Source organism: Psychroflexus sp. ALD_RP9, from assembly GCF_017311165.1.
In the GTDB taxonomy this organism is placed as follows: Bacteria; Bacteroidota; Bacteroidia; order Flavobacteriales; family Flavobacteriaceae; genus Psychroflexus.
In genome coordinates this window covers 2094625-2114190 of the sequence record NZ_CP062973.1, presented here as the reverse complement: position 1 = coordinate 2114190, position 19566 = coordinate 2094625, and the positions used below count along the sequence as shown (strand labels likewise).

General features: G+C 32.0%; 18 protein-coding genes. 8 read left to right on the top strand and 10 right to left on the bottom strand.

What is annotated here, in order from left to right; translation table 11 throughout:
- Nucleotides 1-5: 5 nt before the first annotated feature.
- Together IMZ30_RS10020 and IMZ30_RS10015 are read left to right on the top strand one after the other, a co-directional pair.
- Entirely contained in the window at nt 6-866 is an 861-nt protein-coding gene (locus IMZ30_RS10020) for a universal stress protein (RefSeq protein ID WP_207038167.1), read from the top strand.
- A gap of 147 nt (nt 867-1013) precedes the next feature.
- Nucleotides 1014-2795, top strand: coding sequence for an AMP-dependent synthetase/ligase (locus IMZ30_RS10015; protein ID WP_207038166.1), 1782 nt, complete (start codon nt 1014-1016; stop codon nt 2793-2795).
- Here the strand turns inward: IMZ30_RS10015 and IMZ30_RS10010 are convergent.
- Complete coding sequence (locus IMZ30_RS10010) at nt 2788-4191, bottom strand: hypothetical protein (protein WP_207038165.1); 1404 nt, start codon at nt 4189-4191, stop codon at nt 2788-2790. The two genes, IMZ30_RS10015 and IMZ30_RS10010, sit on opposite strands and share 8 nt — an antisense overlap.
- 137 nt (nt 4192-4328) lie before the next feature.
- Between IMZ30_RS10010 and IMZ30_RS10005 the strand changes: the two genes are divergently transcribed.
- Nucleotides 4329-5957, top strand: coding sequence for an ABC-F family ATP-binding cassette domain-containing protein (locus tag IMZ30_RS10005; protein ID WP_207038164.1), 1629 nt, complete (start codon nt 4329-4331; stop codon nt 5955-5957).
- A gap of 73 nt (nt 5958-6030) precedes the next feature.
- On the opposite strand, the gene carB is transcribed toward IMZ30_RS10005, so the two are convergent.
- Entirely contained in the window at nt 6031-8886 is a 2856-nt protein-coding gene (gene carB / locus IMZ30_RS10000) for a carbamoyl-phosphate synthase large subunit (RefSeq protein WP_207038163.1), read from the bottom strand.
- 88 nt (nt 8887-8974) lie between these two features.
- Nucleotides 8975-9136 carry a 50S ribosomal protein L34 gene (rpmH, locus tag IMZ30_RS09995; RefSeq protein WP_073192997.1) on the bottom strand — a complete coding sequence of 54 codons (162 nt, stop codon included), beginning with the start codon at nt 9134-9136 and terminating at the stop codon, nt 8975-8977.
- A 369-nt stretch (nt 9137-9505) separates the two neighbouring features.
- On the opposite strand from rpmH, the gene IMZ30_RS09990 reads away from it, so the two are divergent.
- Nucleotides 9506-9892, top strand: coding sequence for a nucleoside triphosphate pyrophosphohydrolase family protein (locus IMZ30_RS09990; protein WP_207039713.1), 387 nt, complete (start codon nt 9506-9508; stop codon nt 9890-9892).
- Between the two features lie 14 nt (nt 9893-9906).
- Here the strand turns inward: IMZ30_RS09990 and IMZ30_RS09985 are convergent, their stop codons facing one another.
- Genes IMZ30_RS09985 through IMZ30_RS09975 form a run of 3 tightly spaced genes read right to left on the bottom strand, consistent with a single transcriptional unit; the run spans nt 9907 to nt 11673 of the window.
- Nucleotides 9907-10521: a deoxynucleoside kinase gene (locus IMZ30_RS09985; RefSeq protein WP_207038162.1), complete on the bottom strand. Its 615-nt coding sequence runs from the start codon at nt 10519-10521 to the stop codon at nt 9907-9909.
- Between the two features lie 11 nt (nt 10522-10532).
- Complete coding sequence (locus IMZ30_RS09980) at nt 10533-11324, bottom strand: hypothetical protein (RefSeq protein ID WP_207038161.1); 792 nt, start codon at nt 11322-11324, stop codon at nt 10533-10535.
- 16 nt (nt 11325-11340) lie between these two features.
- Complete coding sequence (locus IMZ30_RS09975) at nt 11341-11673, bottom strand: DUF6122 family protein (protein WP_207038160.1); 333 nt, start codon at nt 11671-11673, stop codon at nt 11341-11343.
- A 72-nt stretch (nt 11674-11745) separates the two neighbouring features.
- Here IMZ30_RS09975 and rpe point away from each other — a divergent pair, with 72 nt between their 5' ends.
- The 4 genes from rpe to IMZ30_RS09955 are packed head-to-tail and all read left to right on the top strand — an operon-like array spanning nt 11746 to nt 15409.
- Entirely contained in the window at nt 11746-12405 is a 660-nt protein-coding gene (gene rpe, locus IMZ30_RS09970) for a ribulose-phosphate 3-epimerase (RefSeq protein ID WP_207038159.1), read from the top strand.
- A 6-nt stretch (nt 12406-12411) separates the two neighbouring features.
- Nucleotides 12412-13371: a YpdA family putative bacillithiol disulfide reductase gene (locus IMZ30_RS09965; protein ID WP_207038158.1), complete on the top strand. Its 960-nt coding sequence runs from the start codon at nt 12412-12414 to the stop codon at nt 13369-13371.
- A gap of 54 nt (nt 13372-13425) precedes the next feature.
- Nucleotides 13426-14301 carry a hypothetical protein gene (locus tag IMZ30_RS09960; protein ID WP_207038157.1) on the top strand — a complete coding sequence of 292 codons (876 nt, stop codon included), beginning with the start codon at nt 13426-13428 and terminating at the stop codon, nt 14299-14301.
- 37 nt (nt 14302-14338) lie between these two features.
- Complete coding sequence (locus IMZ30_RS09955) at nt 14339-15409, top strand: flavin-containing monooxygenase (protein WP_207038156.1); 1071 nt, start codon at nt 14339-14341, stop codon at nt 15407-15409.
- Here IMZ30_RS09955 and IMZ30_RS09950 read toward each other — a convergent pair.
- Genes IMZ30_RS09950 through pdxH form a run of 4 tightly spaced genes read right to left on the bottom strand, consistent with a single transcriptional unit; the run spans nt 15406 to nt 19500 of the window.
- Nucleotides 15406-16308 (bottom strand): exopolyphosphatase, encoded by a 903-nt coding sequence (locus IMZ30_RS09950; RefSeq protein ID WP_207038155.1) that lies wholly within the window; start codon nt 16306-16308, stop codon nt 15406-15408. The two genes, IMZ30_RS09955 and IMZ30_RS09950, sit on opposite strands and share 4 nt — an antisense overlap.
- Nucleotides 16301-18361 (bottom strand): polyphosphate kinase 1, encoded by a 2061-nt coding sequence (gene ppk1, locus IMZ30_RS09945; RefSeq protein WP_207038154.1) that lies wholly within the window; start codon nt 18359-18361, stop codon nt 16301-16303. Before ppk1 ends, IMZ30_RS09950 begins: the two co-directional genes overlap by 8 nt.
- Nucleotides 18362-18856, bottom strand: coding sequence for a SixA phosphatase family protein (locus tag IMZ30_RS09940; protein ID WP_207038153.1), 495 nt, complete (start codon nt 18854-18856; stop codon nt 18362-18364).
- Nucleotides 18853-19500 carry a pyridoxamine 5'-phosphate oxidase gene (pdxH, locus tag IMZ30_RS09935; RefSeq protein WP_207038152.1) on the bottom strand — a complete coding sequence of 216 codons (648 nt, stop codon included), beginning with the start codon at nt 19498-19500 and terminating at the stop codon, nt 18853-18855. Before pdxH ends, IMZ30_RS09940 begins: the two co-directional genes overlap by 4 nt.
- Nucleotides 19501-19566 lie beyond the last annotated feature (66 nt).

Here is a 19566-nt window from a genome sequence, read left to right as displayed (position 1 = left end):
TCACCATGAAACCAATTAAAAATATACTAGTGGGTCTAGATCTTTCAGATATCGATCAAGATTTAATTAAATATAGCTCTTTTTTTGCAGACTCAGTAGGTGTTGAGAAAGTGTATTTTGTTCATAACATAAAACGCTACGAAATATCTGAAATGCTCGAAAAAGAACTTGAAAATATAGATTTAGAAGAACTGATAACTGATGAAATTAATGAAACTGTAGAAAATAATTTTAAATCTGAAGTCGAATGGGAAGTCCTTATTTCTGACGACCCTTATACTGAATCACTTATTAGTTATATTGTGAATAAATACACCATTGATTTACTGATAATGGGTAATAAAAATAATGATGAGGGTTCTGGCCTTTTAGCTTTCAAGCTTTTAAGAACCACTAGATGCCAATTTTTATGGATACCAAAAAACACTAATCATAGTATGAAGAAAGTCTGGATTGGTACTGACTTCTCGAACGCTTCAAAAAAATGCTTTACATTTGCTGACTTTCTCAATTCTGAACATAATTTTGAGTTTGAAGCTGTTCATGTATACAACTTACCAATCCATTTTTCACCATACGTCAACAATTCTAAAATTGAACCCAAGATGAAAGATTATGTTGATAAAAAGTTTGATAATTTTCTTAAAAAAGTAAGATTCAATGGTAAAATAAATCAAATAAAAATTTTAGGCCGTGAAGCTAATGTTGCAAGTAAACTTAAAAAAGAAGCTTACAAAAATAATGTAGACTTATTAATGGTTGCAGACAAAGGAGCAAACACAATTTCAAATCTAACTTTAGGTAGCATCACAGAAGATTTATTTAATAGAGAGCTAAAAATACCTTTACTAATTATAAAAGATTAGCATTATAAAATAAATATTTTACTGATTTACAGTTATTTAAAAACTAAAAATCAAATTTGTGTAAAATTTTAGCAGCTTAATTAAGCTTTTTAGTAGAATTTAATAGAAATATTCTTTATTTTTCCCTATTAAAAAATCCATATTCTCATGTCAACAATAAAACGCTTATTTGATTTCCCCTATTATCAAGCCGAAAAATATAATTTAGATGATGCTTTAGTAACTAAATATAATGGTAAATGGATTTCAACTTCATCTAAAGAATATATCAAGAAAGTTAATAAAATTAGTCGTGGCTTATTAAAATTAGGTATTTCCTCAAACGATAAAGTAGCGATCATTTCAACTAATAACCGGACTGAATGGAATATTATGGATATTGGAATAATGCAACTTGGTGCTCAAGATGTTCCTATTTATCCTACCATTTCTGAAGAGGATTATGCTTATGTACTTAATCATAGCGAATCTAAAATTTGCTTTGTTTCAGACCAAGAAGTCTATGACAAAGTCATGGCTATAAAAGATGAAGTTCCTAGTTTAAAAGAAGTCTATACTTTCAATAAAATAGATGGCGCTAAAAGTTGGGAAGAAGTTTTAAAGCTTGGTGAGGATGAATCGACACAAGACCAAGTTGAAGCGCTAAAGAATAAAGTTACTGAAAACGATTTAGCGACTTTAATTTATACATCTGGTACAACAGGAAAGCCTAAAGGAGTCATGCTATCACATAAAAACATTGTGAGTAATGCTTTAAATAGTTCTACAAGACTTCCTTTAGAGCCAGGTCAAGCAAAAGCACTTAGTTTCTTACCTGTTTGCCATATCTATGAGAGAATGTTACAATACTTATATCAATATAATGGTGTGAGTATTTATTTTGCTGAATCTATTGAAACAATTAGCGATAATCTAAAAGAGGTAAAACCAGAGGTCATGTCAGCCGTACCTCGTTTACTTGAAAAAGTTTATGACAAAATTATTGCAAAAGGTGCAGACTTAACGGGTATTAAAAAAGCTTTATTTTTCTGGGCTGTAGATGTTGGTTTAGATTACCAACCTTACCAACAAAACGGCTGGTGGTATGAAAAGAAACTAAGCTTAGCCAAAAAACTTATTTTTAGCAAATGGCAAGAAGCTTTAGGCGGAAATTTAAAAGTTATTGCATCTGGAAGTGCAGCTTTACAACCTCGATTAGCTAAAGTTTTTAATGCAGCAGGAATGGGCGTTATGGAAGGCTATGGTCTAACTGAAACATCGCCTGTAATATCTGTAAACGATATGCGAAACAAAGGCTTTAAAATAGGAACAGTCGGAAAAGTCTTACCAGAAACCGAAGTTAAAATTGCTGAAGATGGAGAGATTTTGGTTAAAGGACCTCAGGTTATGATGGGTTATTACAAAGATGAAGAAAAAACAAATGAAGTACTCAAGAATGATTATTTCCATACAGGCGATATTGGTGAAATTGATGATGAAGGTTTCTTAAAAATTACAGACCGTAAAAAAGAAATATTTAAAACTTCTGGTGGCAAATATGTTGCACCGCAACTAATTGAAAATACCATGAAGCAATCTAGATTTATTGAACAAATTATGGTTATTGGTGAAGGTGAAAAAATGCCTGCTGCACTAATTCAACCTAACTTTGAATTTATTGAAGAATGGGCTGAACGCAAAAATTATAATCTAGGAAGTAGCAACAAAGAAATTATAAATAACCCTAAACTGATTAATCGTATCCAAGAAGAAATTGATACACTCAATGCCCGCTTCGGTAAATGGGAAAAGATAAAACGTTTTGAATTAACTGCCGATGTTTGGAGTGTTGAAGATGAACATCTAACACCAACAATGAAACTTAAACGTCGTGTAATAAAAGCCAAGTATATGAATCTTTACGAAAAAATTTATGGCAGCTCTAATTAAGCAGTTGCAATAACTTAGATTCTAAATTTCTATCAGAAAAGGATACATTACTAAACTTAAGGTATCCTTTTTTTGTGATCATGAATAATCGATTAATATGATTATTTAAATATTTTTTATTGGGTAATTCAGATTCAGAAATCTCTAAACTAAATTCAGAATTAACATCTAAATTGAATTTTTTTAAATTCGAAACCCATTGATTTTGATCTAAATAACCAATATTTAATCCTACAAATTTGATCTCAGGATACTTCAACTTTAACTCACTTAAAATTGATTTCCTTAAATTCAAATATGCCGAAGAATAGCTAGACCAAGTTGTAACTACTAAGGGTCTATTATCAATTAAGTCAATTATTTTAGTCTTACTAAGGCCTGAAGTAATAAAAGATTCATTTCCTACATACCGACCTTCTAAAAAATAAGATTGTAAATTTGCTGAAGATTTCAAATCTTCCTTATCTGTAACAGATAGTTGACAGTCATCAATAATTTTTTTAACCTGTGCTAACTGATTTTTATTTTTAACAAGTAAAATTTCTTCTTCTAACAAACGCTTATGGAACTTGTTCTTAATAGAAGTATTTGTGAATATTGAATCTGCCAAGGCCAAGCGGTCTTTAATGTTTGAAAAGCTATTAAGCGTAAAACAAGATTTATTTTGAAGTTCACAATGCTCTATTGATTTATTTTTTAAGAAATTATCTAAAAAACGCATATAACCTATGTGAAACAACATAGATTCATCATTAAAATCTACCTCGTTTCGGTAAGAAAAAAATTGATCTGAAATATTATGACTTCGCTCAGGAAAATATTTTCTAATTAAAAAAGCATAACGTTCTCTCATGTCATAATACTCAAACAATATACTTTTTTGGGCAACATTTAAAAAGTACTCGGAAAACTCATACTTTTTGTTTAAGTCGTTTAGCTGTTTAATTCTTTGGGTTTTAAGTGAGTCTGTTTTATGAGCAAAAGTCTTTGGATGAATTTTATAGTATGATAAAATTAAATCATCATTCTTTTCATTCATCAAATACATGTTAATTAAAAAATTGTTTTCAACTGCTGACGTACCAGAAAAAGTAAGTGACTCATCAAAATCTTTTGTATTAACTCTGAAGGCAAGACTATCACTAGGGTTTAAATAAAGTAATTGCCACTCAGGCAGATGGCTAAAAGTGTAAATACCTTCATTAGCAATATTTAAGCGTGTTTGAAAACTTCCATCTTTATTAACACTAATAGAATCAATTATAGTATTGTTATGATGAATTGTAACAATAGAGTCAAGAGGATTTATAATTTGGCCACCTAAATAAGTATCATCTCTCGTATTTTTTTGACATGAAAAAAAACTAATTGCCAATAAAATCACCAAAAATCTCATAAAAAAGTAATTAAACCAACAAATATATCACTAGCAATTAAAGCTAGCTGTTAATCGACCGTTAAAAGCCTTAAATAGAAACTTTACAAATTAGATATATATCCTTACTTTTGCAAAAAATTATAATAAAAACACTCATGCTAACAGTCTCTAATTTGTCAGTTCAATTTGGTAAACGCGTATTATTTGACGAGGTTAACACCACTTTCTCCGAAGGCAACTGCTACGGTATAATAGGTGCTAATGGCGCAGGTAAATCAACTTTTTTAAAAATAATTTCAAATCAAATTGAGCCAACCTCTGGACATGTTCATTTAGAACCTGGAAAACGGATGTCAGTCTTAGAGCAAGACCATAGCATTTACGATGATTATACAGTTTTAGAAACTGTTATAATGGGAAACAAGCCTCTTTATGATATTAAAAAAGAGATGGATGAAATCTACGCTAAAGAAGACTTTAGTGATGCTGATGGTGAGCGTGTTGGTGTTTTGCAAGTTGAGTTTGAAGAAATGGATGGCTGGAATGCAGACAGCAATGCAGCCTCACTCCTATCAAACTTAGGAATTTCAACAGATTTACACTACAATCATGTTAAAGATTTAGACGGCAAACAAAAAGTTCGTGTTTTGTTAGCTAAAGCTATTTTTGGTAATCCAGATGTTCTAATTATGGATGAGCCAACAAACGACCTTGATTACGAAACAATTTCTTGGCTTGAAAATTTCTTGGCTAATTTTGATAATACTGTTATAGTAGTGTCTCACGACAGACACTTTTTAGATGCAGTTTGTACACATATTTCAGACATTGATTTTGGCAAGATTACACACTACAGCGGAAATTATACGTTTTGGTATGAGTCATCTCAATTGGCTGCTCGACAAAGAGCACAACAAAATAAAAAGGCCGAAGATAAAAAGAAAGAACTCCAACAATTTATAGAGCGTTTTAGCGCAAATGTTGCTAAATCTAAACAGGCAACTTCCCGCAAAAAAATGATTGAAAAACTAAACTTTGAAGATATTAAACCTTCGAGTAGACGTTATCCTGCTATTATTTTTGAGAAAGACCGAGAAGTTGGAGACCAAATCTTAAATATAGATAATCTTTCTGCAAGCTTAGATGGTGAAGTTTTATTTTCAAACATACACATTAATTTATCTAAAAACGATAAAGTAATCTTTTACTCTAAAGATTCAAGAGCCACAACAGCTTTCTATGAAATTATTAATGGTAAGCAACAACCTGATACAGGAAAAATTGAATGGGGCGTAACGACTTCACAATCTTACCTACCTAATGATAATAGTGATTTTTTTAATACGAAAATGAACCTTGTAGATTGGTTAAGGCAATGGGCTAAAACTGATGAAGAACGAGAAGAAGTTCATATTAGAGGTTTTTTAGGAAAAATGCTGTTTAGTGGAGACGAAGCTTTAAAAGGTGCAGAAGTACTTTCTGGCGGTGAAAAAGTAAGGTGTATGCTAAGTAGAATGATGATGATGAGAGCTAATGTTTTAATTCTTGATGAACCAACAAATCACTTAGATTTAGAATCAATTACAGCATTTAATAATTCTTTAGTTAACTTTAAGGGTAATATTTTACTAACAACACATGACCATCAATTTGCTCAAACAGTTGGCAACCGAATTATAGAGTTAACTCCTAACGGTGTCATTGACAAATACAGCACCTTCGATGAATATATGTCAGACCCTAAAATTAAAGAGCAACGTCATAAAATGTATCAAAAAAAATAAACCTTCAAGATATTTATTTATAACACAAACGCCACTAAAATCTAGTGGCGTTTATATTTATAAGCTTTAAATCTTATTTACTTAGGTACATTTTACGTTTGGCATATAAATCATAAAACTCATCATCTCTTAAACTGTCAATAAATAAAATACTTTCGCCTGTACTTTTCATTTCAGGTCCTAATTGTTTATTAACATTATGAAACTTATCAAATGAAAATACGGGTTGTTTAATCGCATATCCTTCAAGTTCAGGATTAAATTCGAAATCAGTAATTTTATTATGACCTAACATGATTCTTGTTGCATAGTTAACATAAGGCTCACCATAAGCTTTTGCTATAAATGGAACTGTTCGAGATGCTCTTGGATTTGCTTCTATAATAAAAACTTTATCATCTTTTATAGCAAATTGAATATTGATTAGTCCAACTGTATTTAAGGCTAAAGCAATTTTTTTAGTATGGTCTTTAATTTGTTCAAGTACCAAGTCGCCTAAATTGAAAGGTGGCAAAGTGGCATTAGAGTCGCCTGAGTGAATACCACAAGGCTCGATGTGCTCCATAATACCAATAATATAGACATTTTCACCGTCACAAATTGCATCTGCTTCTGCTTCTATAGCACCATCAAGATAGTGATCAAGTAATAATTTATTATTAGGAATTTTTCTGAGCAAATCAACTACATGTGCTTCTAAATCTTTTTTATTGATGACTATTTTCATGCCTTGACCACCTAAAACATATGAAGGTCTTACTAAAATAGGAAAATCTAAATCATCAGCAAGTGCTAAGGCTTCGTCTGCTGTTTCAGCGACACCGAATTCTGGGAATGGAATATTGTTAGCTCTTAATAAGTTAGAGAAACTTCCACGATCTTCAGCTAAATCAAGAGATTCATAACTTGTCCCTAGGATTTTTATTCCATAGCGATCAAGTTTTTCAGCGAGTTTCAAAGCGGTTTGTCCTCCTAGCTGAACAATGACACCTTCTGGTTGTTCATGTTGAATGATATCATAAATATGTTCCCAGAATACAGGTTCAAAGTATAATTTATCAGCCGTATCAAAATCAGTTGAAACGGTTTCGGGATTACAATTAATCATAATAGTTTCGTAGCCGCATTCAGCAGCTGCTAAAACACCATGAACACAACAATAGTCAAACTCTATTCCTTGACCAATCCGGTTTGGTCCTGAGCCTAACACCACGATTTTCTTTTTATCAGAAACTATACTTTCATTTTCAGTAAAAATATCGCCTGTGGCTGTTTGCACATTAGCTTCAAAAGTTGAATAATAATAAGGAGTTTGAGCTTCAAATTCAGCAGCACATGTGTCAACTAGTTTGTAAACTCGATTAATGTTAAGTTCCTTTCTTTTGTTGTAAACTTCACTTTCTAAACAACCTAACATATGAGCGATTTGACGATCTGCAAAACCTTTTTGTTTGGCTTCAAGTAAAATATCAACGTCAAGGTCATCAATACTATAATTTGTTGAAATGTGCTTTTCAAGCATAAAAAGCTCTTCATATTGTTTTAAAAACCACATATCAATTTTAGTGATTTCATGAATTCTGCTAAGTGGTATTCCCATTTGAATTGCATCATAAATCACAAAAACACGATCCCAACTTGCAAACTCTAATTTTTCTAAAATTTGGTTGTAATCGGTATAACTTTTACCGTCGGCTCCTAACCCATTTCGCTTTATCTCAAGTGACTGAGTTGCTTTATGAAGGGCTTCTTGAAAAGAACGTCCAATTCCCATGACTTCTCCTACAGCCTTCATTTGTAAGCCTAAGGTTCGGTCTGAACCTTCAAATTTATCAAAATTCCATCGTGGAATTTTTACAATTACATAATCTAAAGTTGGTTCAAAAAAAGCTGAAGTTGTTTTAGTTATTTGATTTTCTAATTCATCTAAATGATAACCAATCGCTAGCTTAGCTGCGATTTTAGCGATTGGATAACCGGTTGCTTTCGATGCTAATGCAGATGAACGTGAAACACGCGGATTAATTTCGATCGCGATAATATCTTCCTTTTCATCTGGACTTACCGCAAATTGCACATTACAACCACCAGCGAAGTCGCCTATGCTTCGCATCATTTTAATGGCCATGTCTCTCATTTTTTGATAAGTCCTATCACTCAATGTCATTGCTGGTGCTACTGTAATTGAATCACCAGTATGAATCCCCATTGGATCCATGTTTTCAATACTACAAATTATGGTAACGTTATCATTAGCATCTCGAAGTAATTCAAGTTCATATTCTTTCCAGCCTAAAAGTGCTTTATCTATAAGGACTTCATGAATTGGCGAGGCTTCAAGGCCACGTTCTAGTAGCTCGTCAAATTCATCTTCAGAATGTACAAAAGATGCTCCAGTACCACCTAAAGTAAATGAGGCTCTAATAACTAAAGGAAAACCAAACTCTTGTGCAACTTCTTTACCTTGTAAATAGGAAGTAACGGTTTTTGAAGGTGCTACAGGAATACCAATTTTTTGCATGAGTAGCCTAAATTTCTCTCGGTCTTCTGTAATATTGATAGCATCAATATCTACACCTATTTGTTTAACGCCAAAATCTTCCCAGATTCCTTTTTCATCAGCCTCAATACAAAGATTTAAAGCTGTTTGGCCACCCATTGTTGGTAAAACAGCATCAATTTCAGGATGCTTTTTTAAAATTTCAATAATCGATTTTGTAGTTAGTGGTTTTAAATATACATGGTCAGCCATAGAAGGATCGGTCATAATAGTCGCTGGGTTACTGTTTATTAAAACCGTTTTTATTCCATCTTCTCTTAAAGAGCGTAAGGCTTGAGAGCCAGAATAATCAAATTCGCAAGCTTGACCAATTACAATCGGTCCTGAACCTATAAGAAGTATTGTTTTTAGATTTTGATTTTTAGGCATAATTTTTAAGTTAACTATTGAGTATTGGATATAAAAAAAGGCGTTGTTAAAAAAACAACGCCTTTATATTAAAAATGACAATGCATTATTATCGTTTTCTCATACTAATTTCAGAAGAAACTGATAATTTCTTTCTTCCTTTAGATCGTCTTCTAGCAAGAACTTTTCTACCATTCTTAGACGCCATTCGCTCTCTAAAACCATGTTTGTTTTTACGTTTTCTTTTTGAAGGTTGGAAAGTCCTTTTCATATCTATAAATAATTTATTCTTACTAAAAATTAATCGGTTGCAAATATAAATAAATAATTAAAGTATACCAATACCAAATCAAAGATTTTATTGAATTTATTACGGACATAAGTAGGATGCGATTTGAGACTTTGCTTGCTTAAGCGTTAATGTAAAATAAACTTCATTAAGAATAAAACAATCAAGAAAACAAAAAAGGCAATTATCACTGCATATGAGCCTTTGTAGTGTTTACGCCTTAATTTTTTGTCTTTTTGGTAACTAAAATAAATAGCTATAACAAAAGCTATAAAAAAAAGAGTTGCAAATATTAGTTGACCTGTCGTAAACATAAAAGCGTATTTTTACACAAAAATACATCTAATTATGATTAAAAAACCGCTTAATGCCGTAAAAAAATTTCACAAAGCCTTTGGTTTAACTATTAATGAAATACCGAAAGCTAGTTTAGGTGATGATATTAATTTACTTCGCTACAAGTTAATGCGTGAGGAAAATGAAGAATATCTTGAAGCAGCCCAAAACAATGATTTAGTAGAAGTCGCTGATGCTCTTGGAGACATGCTTTATATATTATGTGGTACCATGATTTCTCACGGAATGCAAGACAAAATTGAAGCTGTTTTTGATGAGATTCAACGTTCTAACATGAGTAAACTTGGTAAAGATGGAAAACCAATTTACCGTGAAGACGGTAAAGTTTTAAAAGGTCCTAACTATTTTAAGCCAAACCTAAAACAATTTTTTAATGAATAAAATTAAAAGTCTAACTAAAATAGACCATTAATTTCACCATCTATACGATTAATAATATCGCCTAAATCTTCTGGATTCCCGACAAAGTCAAGGTTATCAACATCGATAATAAGTAATTTACCTTTGTTGTAACCTTCAATCCAAGCTTCATAACGCTCATTTAGTCTATTTAGATAATCTATCGAAATGGAGTTCTCGTAATCACGACCACGTTTTTGAATTTGCTTAACTAAATTTGGAACACTACTGCGTAAGTAGATAAGTAAGTCTGGAGATTTAGTGACCGATTCCATAAGATCAAATAACGAACTGTAATTATCGTAATCTCGGTTAGACATTAACCCCATTGCATGTAAGTTAGGTGCAAAAATAAATGCGTCTTCATAAATAGTTCGGTCTTGAATAACATCTTTTCCACTTTCTCTAATATCAAGAATTTGCCTAAATCGAGAATTTAAAAAATAAATTTGAAGGTTAAAAGACCAACGCTTCATGTCATTATAAAAATCTTCTAAAAAAGGGTTTTCTAAAACGTCTTCAAACTCAGGCTCCCAACCAAAGTGATTAGCCAATAACTGCGTTAGAGTGGTTTTTCCTGCGCCAATGTTTCCAGCAATTGCAACGTGCATAAATTGTAGTTTTAATCAGAAACCTGATATGTTTTTAATGTTTTTCCGTCGTAAATATAGAAGTTTTCATCGTTCAAAAACACATCTTGATAAGGAATATTTGATAAATCAAAAACTTCTTTTTTCTTAGTCTCTACATTATAAATTTTCAAAGTATCATCTTGTACTATTAATAAGTTTGGATAAATAAATTCTAACTTATGTATAGAAGCATTATGTTTTTTTCTTAAAATTTCATTGCCGTAAACATTGAAGCCGTAAACAAAATTATCGTTTGAATAGAAGAAGTAATTGTAACCACTAGCGAAATGATTAAATGGCGCTTTTAAAGGCAAGGAAGAATTAACAATACGCGAATTTCTATAGTCGAACTGATGCAAAACCTGACTATTAAGATCAAAAACCCATAATTGGTCTTGCCGTGAAGTTGAAACCATTGCAGTAATTAAAGTAGATTTAACTTGGTTGAAATTAATACGAAACAACTCGTTTAATCTATTGTCAAGTATTATGCTAAGATTAGATTGATTGTAATAAAGGGTTATTTTTAATGGGTTGGTTAAATCAACTGCTGAAATATTTCCTAAGGCAAATTCTTGATATTGAAATAAAGTTTTTTTGTCATCATGTTCCTTAAAAAGGACATTATTATTGATGTAATAGACAAATCCAAATTGATCAAAACCTAAAAACCGATCGTAATTTACGGGTGTTTCTTTAATGAGTTTTAATTTTAGAGTGCTTTCTTGAGCTTCAGCTAAACTAAAAACTAAACTGAAAACTAGTAATACTATTTGGCGCAATAACTTCAACTAAAAACTAAAAATAAGTGCTCATTAAACAATCTATTTCATCGGTTATGATATGAAATATTAACCCAAATGTGAATAATTTCAACCAGAATACCCTCGAAAATAAAAAAACTAAGATATATAAACCTATTGAAATTTCAGAATGAAATGTATGAAAACCTACGCTACAACGGTTTGGGTCGAATATTGGTGTTGCCCATAAGTGATCAATATCAATAAGCATGCTACTTAATAATATCAAGTAAACTTTAAACCAAGCCATTTCTTGACGTTTAAATTGATAGGCAAACCAAGCAATAAAAACAAAATGCAAACTGTAATGAATTATTGGTTGTAGCATTGTAGAAGTTTTCTAATTAATATGGTTTACCATCTATGCATTGTGTATTTTTGCAATTTAATATATAAAGTTATGGATACAAAGTTAATTGCACCTTCAATTTTAGCAGCAGATTTTGGTAATTTGCAACGCGACGTCGAGCTTGTGAATCAAAGTCAAGCCGATTGGTTTCATATTGATATTATGGATGGCGTTTTTGTGCCAAATATATCGTTTGGAATGCCTGTTCTAAAGGCTATTCAACAACATGCTAAAAAATTTATTGATGTGCACCTAATGATTGTAGATCCTGATCGCTACATTACAACATTTGCTGAACTTGGCGCCAATATGCTAACTGTTCATTATGAAGCTTGTACGCATTTACATAGAAGTTTACAAGCAATTAAAACACAAGGTATGCAAGCAGGCGTTGCTATTAATCCCCATACCAATGTTGAGCTCTTACGAGATACCATTCAAGATATAGATATGGTTTGTGTCATGAGTGTAAACCCAGGTTTTGGAGGGCAAAGTTTTATTGAAAACACTTACCAAAAAGTGAAGCAACTTAAAGCCTTGATTAACGAAAAAAAGGCTGAAACTAAAATCGAAATTGATGGTGGTGTAACCAGTAAAAATGCTAAAGAATTAATAATGTGTGGTGCTGATGTTCTAGTAGCTGGTAGCTTTGTATTTAAGTCTGAAAATCCTACAAAGACAATTGCAGATTTAAAAACACTGGTAAATTAAAATTTTATGACATACGATGTATTGATTATCGGCGGCGGACCAATAGGTATTGCTTGCGCATTAGAGGCGAAAAAAAAGAATTTGTCTTACATCATCATCGAAAAAGGAGCTTTAGTCAACTCACTTTATCATTATCCTGAAACCATGACGTTTTTTTCGACTTCTGAAAAACTCGAACTTGACGACATCCCATTTATAAGTAAGAACCCTAAACCTACAAAGCAAGAAGCTTTAGAGTATTATAGACGTGTTGCGACATCTAATCAAATTAATATTCGGTTGTTTGAAGAAGTTAAAAGTGTAGAACATCATGACCAGTTTATTGAAGTTAAGACCAATAAGACCGCTTATGCAACTCAAAATATTGTTGTTGCAACTGGGTTTTATGACATCCCTAACAAGTTAGATGTGAAAGGTGAAGACCTTGAAAAAGTTAAACATTATTACAAAGACCCACATTATTACGCCATGCAAAATGTGGCCGTTGTTGGTGCAAGTAACTCAGCAGTAGACGCTGCGCTTGAAACCTACCGAAAAGGCGCTCACGTAAGCATGATTATTCGGGGAAGTGAAATAGGACAACGTGTAAAATATTGGGTAAGGCCAGATATTATTAACCGTATTGAAGAAGGCAGTATTAAAGCCTATTTTAATTCTGAAATAACAGAAATTACACCAAGTGAAGTTATTTTTAGAAATAACAAAGGGAAAACAACTAGTATTGCAAACGACTTTGTATTAGCCTTAACTGGCTACAAGCCTAATTTTAAATTTTTAGAAAAATTAGGCGTAAAAGTTGAAGCTGAAAATAAGCATATTCCTGTTTACAATCCTCAAACAATGCAAACCAATGTAGAACATATTTATTTGGCTGGTGTTATTTGTGGTGGTATGGAAACTCACAAATGGTTTATCGAAAATTCACGAGTTCATGCAGGTATAATCATGGAACATATTAAAAATTAAACAAAAAATTCAACATTTCAAGTCGGCTTTAGCTTATAGTTTGTAACTTGAAATATGAATCTTAATATTGCTAATTATTTTTTTCTCAACGACAGTTTTAAAACTAACTTAGAAAAAATTGTTGTTTATGTTGCTATAGTATCGTTTTTGGTACATCTCATCTTTATAGGTTTAGTTGATTTTGGCTTAATTGATTCTGGAATCTTCAAAGAATTATTTATTAGTCCACTTTCGGCAATTTACACACCGTTTTCAATCATATTAATTTATGAAGTCTATTTGTTGGTGTTTTATATTCCTAAATCAATTACCAACTATATTGGTAAACAATATGAAATTATTACGTTAATTTTAATTCGTAAATTATTTTACGACCTGTCAAAACTTGAATTTTCACCAAATTGGTTTTCAATTTCTGGCGACTTAGAATTTACCATTGATATTATTGCAACTTTAATATTGTTTGCTCTAATTCTAGGCTTTTATAGCATTAATAAACAACTTAAAACTTCAGAAAAAGAAATTAACCAGAAAACAAAAGTCTACATAAACGTAAAAAAAATCTTAGCAAGTATACTCGTTCCGATTATCGCAATAATTGCTATATATTCATTGATTAACTGGGTTAATCATTTAGATTTACAGCCTGATGAAATTTCAAAGCGTATAAAATCGGTAAATAATGTTTTTTTTGATGAGTTTTTTACAATCTTAATTATAGTAGATGTACTTTTGCTTTTATTTTCGTTTCTTCAAACTGATGAGTTTAGTCGCGTCATTAGAAATTCTGGGTTTATTATATCAACAATTCTTATTAAATTATCATTTTCAGCAAGTGGTATTTTAAATGCCATTTTAATTGTAGTTGCGGTTTGTTTTGGTGTCCTGATTTTACTGATTTACAAAAACTATCAAAAACGGTTGCATTAAAATTTAGTATATTGCAGATTAACCAAAATATTTATAGATGTTAGATTTTGTGATCATTGGTGCAGCTCAAGCTGGATTAGCCATAGCTTACGAACTCCAAAAGCTTCAATACAACTTTGTAATTTTAGACAAAGAAGAAGAAATTGGTGCTTCTTGGCTTAACCGCTGGGATTCACTTAAACTGTTTACACCAACTGAATTTAATCATCTTAAAGGTCTTGATTTTCCTGCTGAAAATGGCAAATACCCAAATAAACACCAAGTTGCCAACTATTTTAAAAAATATGTAAAACACTTCAATTTTCCGGTGCAACTTGATACGTTGGTTGAAGAAATCAATAAAAAATCTACCCACTTTGAAGTTACTCATAACAATGGAATTACAAAGGCTAAAAACGTAGTTGTTGCCACTGGCCCATTTCACATCCCGCATACGCCCAGATTTCACAAATATATTGATGCCTCTATATTTCAAATACACAGTAATTACTACAAAAATCCTTCGCAGCTAAACCCTGGAAATGTATTAGTTGTAGGTGCAGGAGATTCTGGATATCAAATTTTAAACGAAATTTCAAGCTCAAGGAATGATACTGTTTATTTTTCTGGAGACACAAGCGTTAAAAGTTTACCTCAAGAAATCTTAGGTAAAACACTGTGGTGGTGGTTTACAAAAACAGGCTACCTCAGCATTTCTAAAAATTCATGGTTAGGAAAAAAAATAAGTGAATCTAAACAACCAGTCATTGGGACTGATGTAAGAGGTATTTTAAGCCGAAAAAACGTTATTCCTGTTGGTCACACTTTAAACGCTGAAGGAAATATTATTGAAACAAAACAAAAAAAATTAACTGACGTTAAAAATATAGTTTGGGCGACCGGTTATAGACCTAAGTTTGATTGGATTGAAGGTTTAGAGCTTGACAAAGATGGCTATCCAGTTCATGAACGTGGAGTCAGCCACATAAAAGGTCTATATTTTATGGGGCTACCATGGTTACACACAAGGGCTTCAGCAACCTTAGGTGGTGTTAAAACTGATGCAGAATTTTTAGCTGATAAGATTAAAAATAGCTATCAACCTGAATTAATCAAAGAACTCGCTTAAATCTTAGCTCCCTTAGTTTTATTGTAAATTGATTTTATAATGCCGTCAGCAAGGCCTATTTTAGGAACATGTATTGCTCTTGCCCTACTCCAATTCATCGCTGATAAGTATATTTCAGCAGCTGGAATAATAACATCAGCACGGTCTTGGTTTAAATTTAGTTGAGAAATTCGCTCTTCGTAAGTTAGGGATTTAAGTAGTTGATAATACGAACTTAAATAAAAGTAAGACAAGGTTTTACCAGGTTTTTTACCACTAGACTTAAAAATGTTATTAATATTACCACCAGAACCTATCATTTGCAAGCGACTGATTCCTTTGGTATTATATTTAACCCATTGTTCAGCTTCTTGCCAAAGTTCATCTGAAACGCCGTTGTTTAAAAGCCTTACTGTACCAATTTTAAAAGATTTTGAAGCTTTTGTTTTCCCTTGTACATATAAAGTAAACTCTGTACTTCCGCCACCAACATCAACATACAAATAATTTTTATCTTCTTCAATGAGTGCTTGTAAGTCAGTTGCAGCAATAATACTAGCTTCATCTTCACCATCAATAATCTCTATTGAAATGTTGGCTTGTTGTTTAATTGTTTCAACTAATTCATTTCTGTTACCAGCATCGCGCATTGCTGAAGTGGCACAAGCTCTATAGTCTTCAATTTCATGGCATTCCATTAAAAACTTAAAAGCTTTCATCGTTTTTAGCATTCGTTTTTGATTGTAAATACTTACTTGACCAGAGGTAAACACATCTTGCCCCAAACGAATTGGCACACGAACTAAAGAGGTTTTTTTAAATGTTACTGGTTTACCTTTAGGCTCAGTTATGGTTGATATGAGTAATCTTACCGCATTTGACCCAATATCTATGGCGGCAATTTTTCTAATTTTAAGCATTTTTTGAAGCGTTTAAATAATAATCATAAGTTGTAAACTGACTTCTATGCTTGGCTGAATTTGACGGGACAGCCCTGTAAGCATTTGTATCTTGCTGAGCCATATCACGCGCTTTTACATTTTCTGACCAACATAAATTGAAAGTTTCTATAAGTTCATTTTTTATAGATTCATCATAAATCGGGCAAGTTACTTCGACACGATGGTCAAGATTTCTGGTCATTAAATCTGCTGAAGAAATAAATACTTTTGGTTTGCCATCATTTTCAAAAATATATAATCTTGAGTGCTCTAAAAATTTATCGACTACGCTAATCACTTCAATGTTTTTGCTTAAACCTTCAACTTGTGGTTTTAAACAGCAAATACCACGAACAATTAACTTAATTTTTACACCAGCTTGACTTGCTTCATATAATTTATCTATCATTCCATAATCTGATAAACTATTCATTTTAAAACACATACCTGAAGGTTTCCCCGCTTGATGATTTTCAATTTCTTGATTAATCATAGCTGTAAAAGCATCACGAGAATAATGAGGCGAAACGATAAGGTGCTTATACTTCTTTATCTTGTAATTAACTTCAAAGAAATCGAATACTTTTTTTATGTCCTTTAAAATACCTTGATGGGCTGTAAATAAAGTATAATCTGTATAAATTTTTGCTGTATTTTCATTAAAATTTCCTGTGCTAATAAAGCCATAACGTACCACTTTATCATTTTCTAATCTTTCTATAACACAGGTTTTGGCATGCACTTTTAATCCCGTTACACCGAAAATGAGTTTAATGCCTTCTCGCTCCATTTTCTCTGCATATTTAATGTTATTCGCTTCATCAAAACGGGCTTGTAGCTCTATTGAAACGGTTACAGATTTACCATTTTTTACTGCATTAATTAGTGAACTGGCAATGTGTGAGACTTCAGCTAAACGGTAAATTGTAATTTTTATCGACTTAACTAAAGGGTCTAAAGCGGCTTCTCGTAAAAATTTTACGGTATAAGAAAAAGTATGGTAAGGTGTATACTGTAAAAAATCGTTCTCCTTTAGTTTTGCTAATAAACTTCCCTGAAGTTTGACGCCTTTAATTGGTAATGGTTCTATTTTATCGTAAAGTAAATGTTTTGCACCAAGGTCTGGAAACTTCATATAATCCCGCCGATTATGATAACGGCCACCAGGAATTAAACTATCCGTATTATCTATACCCATTTTACTAAGTAAAAAATCGAGGGTATCTTGCTCTATTTCTTTATCATAAACAAACCGAACTGGATCTCCATCTATTCTATCTTTAACACTATCAATAATTTTTTCAATATAACTTTTACTAAGATCACTTTCCATTTCAAGCTCAGCATCACGGGTAATTTTAACCATGTGTGCTGAAATTGATTCATAATCAAAAATATTGAAAAGTACATCTAAATTATATCGAATCAAATCATCTAGAAGCATAATATAATGTTTATCATCGGTTGAAGGTAACACGATAAACCTGTTAACGTTTGTAGGAACTTCTATTAAAATGTAGCGGTTTCGAATTTCTGATGCTACATTTTGGCGCATTTTAACGGCTAAATAAGCCTTAGAATCTTTTAAATGCGGAACTTTTTCGACTTCATTTAACATGATTGTAACCAAAGCAGGACTCACTTTTTGTAAAAAAAAGTCTTTGATAAACTTATGTTGCTCTGGCTTCACTTGAGTTTCATCTATAATACATATATTGTGAGATTTCAACTTTTCTTTGATATCACTCAATATGTTTAAACTTTCGGCTTGATGTTTAATAACTATCTGAGTAATTTCTTTAAGCAGTCGACTTGCTTTTACGCCACCAAAAACCTTTTTTCCGGCTTTACCAGCCATATCAATACGTTTTACGGTTGCATATCGCACCTTAAAAAATTCATCTAAATTATTCGAAAAAATCCCTAAAAATCGAAGGCGTTCTATTAAAGGTACAGATTCGTCTGCGGCTTCTTGAAGTACGCGTGCATTAAATTGCAGCCAGCTTAATTCTCTATTAACGTATCTTTGCATTTATCGTAAATTTTTTGGGAATAAATAAAATTGTGTTTTGCCCTCGGCAATTTGCGACCAATTATCAACTTCAAAAGTGAGCTGAACTAATCCTGTTGTGGGTATATTATTAAACAACTGATGACCGAGTTGGTTGGCTACATCGGTTATTGCAGGATTATGACCAAAAATCATTAATTCGTTTATATCAGGCGATGTTGATAAAATGACCTCCAATAAGCTTGAAGGCGAAAAGGTATACAACTCGTGCTTTTTTTCTAAATTAATAATTGTTTTAGGTAAATTTTTTTTTATGAGTTTAGCGGTTTCAAAAGCGCGTTTAGCGTCACTAGATAATGCATAAAATGTTTTAGTATTTACTTTTTTAAATGCTTCACTCACCAATTCAGCATCATGAATTGCTCTTTTTTTAAGTGGTCTATAAAAGTCATCTAACTCAGGATTTGACCACGAAGATTTGCCATGTCTAATTAAAACTAAAGTTTTTAAACTCATGGTGCTAAACGTTCAATTTTCCAATCAAAATCTTCTTGTAAAGTAAACAAAAATCGATCGTGTAAACGGTTTGGTCTTCCTTGCCAAAATTCAATACTCTGTGGCTTCACTAAAAATCCACCCCAATTTCTTGGTCGGTTAATTTCTTTATGAGCATAATCTTCCTCAAGCTCTTTAAGTTTATCTTCCAAAATAGTTCTGTTTTTAATCACTTGACTTTGTGGAGAAACCAAAGCACCAAGCTGACTGCCTTTTGGTCGTGAAGCAAAGTAGTTATCTGATTGATGTTCTGGAAGTTTTTCAGCAACACCTTTAATTATAACTTGACGTTCTAAGGCAGGCCAAAAAAAAGATAAACAAGTTTTCGGGTTATTAATTAAAGCCTGACCTTTTTCACTATTATAGTTGGTGTAAAACACAAAACCATTCTCATTGTAAGATTTAAGTAGCACAACCCTACTTTTTGGGAAACCATCTTCACCAATTGTTGAGACGCTCATTGCATTAGCTTCATCTACAGTATTAGAGTTATCGGCTTCATAAAACCAAGTTCTAAACTGTTGCATAGGATTAGCATCTAAATTATCGCGTGTTAGGGCAGACTTGGTGTAAGATTTTCTGTAATCGTGTAAATTATCTTGCATAGAAACTTGTTAATTCTTTTGAATAAAAATAAAAATTTAGTTGGTTATAGATACTAAATTAATCTA

What these genes read in the sequence shown, in the direction of transcription:
- IMZ30_RS09965 (WP_207038158.1), top strand. Translation starts at nt 12,412, where the DNA reads ATGACATACGATGTATTGATTATCGGCGGCGGACCAATAGGTATTGCT.
- IMZ30_RS10005 (WP_207038164.1), top strand. Translation starts at nt 4,329, where the DNA reads ATGCTAACAGTCTCTAATTTGTCAGTTCAATTTGGTAAACGCGTATTA.
- IMZ30_RS09985 (WP_207038162.1), bottom strand. Translation starts at nt 10,521, where the DNA reads ATGCACGTTGCAATTGCTGGAAACATTGGCGCAGGAAAAACCACTCTA.
- rpmH (WP_073192997.1), bottom strand. Translation starts at nt 9,136, where the DNA reads ATGAAAAGGACTTTCCAACCTTCAAAAAGAAAACGTAAAAACAAACAT.
- IMZ30_RS10020 (WP_207038167.1), top strand. Translation starts at nt 6, where the DNA reads ATGAAACCAATTAAAAATATACTAGTGGGTCTAGATCTTTCAGATATC.
- IMZ30_RS09940 (WP_207038153.1), bottom strand. Translation starts at nt 18,856, where the DNA reads ATGAGTTTAAAAACTTTAGTTTTAATTAGACATGGCAAATCTTCGTGG.
- IMZ30_RS09975 (WP_207038160.1), bottom strand. Translation starts at nt 11,673, where the DNA reads ATGCTACAACCAATAATTCATTACAGTTTGCATTTTGTTTTTATTGCT.
- pdxH (WP_207038152.1), bottom strand. Translation starts at nt 19,500, where the DNA reads ATGCAAGATAATTTACACGATTACAGAAAATCTTACACCAAGTCTGCC.
- ppk1 (WP_207038154.1), bottom strand. Translation starts at nt 18,361, where the DNA reads ATGCAAAGATACGTTAATAGAGAATTAAGCTGGCTGCAATTTAATGCA.
- carB (WP_207038163.1), bottom strand. Translation starts at nt 8,886, where the DNA reads ATGCCTAAAAATCAAAATCTAAAAACAATACTTCTTATAGGTTCAGGA.
- IMZ30_RS10015 (WP_207038166.1), top strand. Translation starts at nt 1,014, where the DNA reads ATGTCAACAATAAAACGCTTATTTGATTTCCCCTATTATCAAGCCGAA.
- rpe (WP_207038159.1), top strand. Translation starts at nt 11,746, where the DNA reads ATGGATACAAAGTTAATTGCACCTTCAATTTTAGCAGCAGATTTTGGT.
- IMZ30_RS09960 (WP_207038157.1), top strand. Translation starts at nt 13,426, where the DNA reads ATGAATCTTAATATTGCTAATTATTTTTTTCTCAACGACAGTTTTAAA.
- IMZ30_RS09955 (WP_207038156.1), top strand. Translation starts at nt 14,339, where the DNA reads ATGTTAGATTTTGTGATCATTGGTGCAGCTCAAGCTGGATTAGCCATA.
- IMZ30_RS10010 (WP_207038165.1), bottom strand. Translation starts at nt 4,191, where the DNA reads ATGAGATTTTTGGTGATTTTATTGGCAATTAGTTTTTTTTCATGTCAA.
- IMZ30_RS09950 (WP_207038155.1), bottom strand. Translation starts at nt 16,308, where the DNA reads ATGCTTAAAATTAGAAAAATTGCCGCCATAGATATTGGGTCAAATGCG.